The organism is Limosilactobacillus caecicola (assembly GCF_943192935.1).
In the GTDB taxonomy this organism is placed as follows: Bacteria; Bacillota; Bacilli; order Lactobacillales; family Lactobacillaceae; genus Limosilactobacillus; species Limosilactobacillus caecicola.
In genome coordinates, this window is sequence record NZ_CALPCI010000011.1 from 1 (window position 1) to 1,264 (window position 1,264).

Genomic DNA, 1,264 nt, shown 5'->3' on the forward strand with positions numbered 1-1,264 from the left:
GGGGGGGGTAGTTAACGGGCTCTCGTTAACTGAACTCTCACGGGAAGGCCTCGTATTTTTAAATGGGTCCAAATATTATGGCACACCCGAAGAAAACGGTTATCAATATATTAAGCTGGGAAATGTAAAGTTAGTGCTATTGCACTTTGTATTGAAAACTCCGGGGAACAATGGTGAAACTACCAAAGAAATTCTTGAAGTGCCGGATATTATTAAACCGCTTGAAGCGGTAGTCGCTACGCAAACATGGGGTAGTAATACTCCGTCCTTTATCAACTACTATCTGTTGCAGAATGGTCATATTGAAATGCACACTTCTGTAACGATAGACGGGGATACATCAGCACATTACGCGACCTTCCTTTATTTAGCTCAGGGATAGATTTAATTATCTATCCCGATTATGTTTAAGAAAGGATAGATGATTATGACACAGCAAATAATTAAGCATGGAGAACCAAACTGGGATATCCCAATTAATGAAAATTTTAGCGAATTATATGAGAAAATACCCAAAGGGAAAGTTCATTGGACAGAATGGTCTCGTGATGGAATTGTCTTACTCAATGGAACGTCTATGAACATGCCGATTCAATGGCGCCGTTTGGTAGACGAAAATGGCAACGGTTTACTGCGTGAAGTGACTGGGAACATTGGCGAAACAAATTGGAACGGGAAAAGTAAGGACGTGATTTCTATTACTGGTCCCGGGCTGGCAACGGGAATTGGCGAGGTCATTGGTGCTGGCACAATCTCAGCTGTTAATGGCGTTTGCACAGGTTCCTGTAAATTCAGTATCTATTCCCAGGGGATCGACAATCAGGTCACAGTGAACATTACTGGCCACCGGGACGGCGATGGTAATCTCGACGGCTGGATTGGGTTTCGTTTCTTGTACTAATTAGAAAGGATGATACGAATGGCAAAAACAGTTTATATGTGGGATTCGAATAATAAATACTGCGGCGCCAAAGTTGGTTTACCGGACGACTACACATTAGCGGCGAACGAAACGTTCACCAAGCCGGAAGGTGAAAACGGTGTAGGTCTACAAACTCCAATTATCTGGACGGGGAGCAACTGGCGTGGCGGTACTGATGAGGAGCACGCTGAATATGAGAAAAAACGACTATCAACAATGCCAAATATTTCAGTGAAGATTGAACCAAGTAAGTCTGATCAGGCACTTAATAATATTGGTCTACAATTAGCGCAAACCCAGACACAAATCCAGACCACTAATGAAGCGATTAACGCTTTGGGC

The 1,264-nt window shown here is 43.0% G+C and carries 3 protein-coding genes; all 3 read left to right on the forward strand.

The features are described 5' to 3' along the window. Positions 1-382, forward strand: a 382-nt coding sequence (locus NFR43_RS08485) for a hypothetical protein (protein WP_251548355.1), incomplete at its 5' end; no start/stop codon positions are given. Positions 383-583: 201 nt separating this feature from the next. Then, the gene (locus NFR43_RS08490; RefSeq protein WP_251548357.1) at positions 584-901 is read left to right on the forward strand and encodes a hypothetical protein; all 318 of its coding nucleotides are present in this window, start codon (positions 584-586) and stop codon (positions 899-901) included. Positions 902-919: 18 nt separating this feature from the next. Further along, on the forward strand, positions 920-1,264 hold a 345-nt coding region (locus tag NFR43_RS08495; RefSeq protein WP_251548359.1), incomplete at its 3' end, for a hypothetical protein.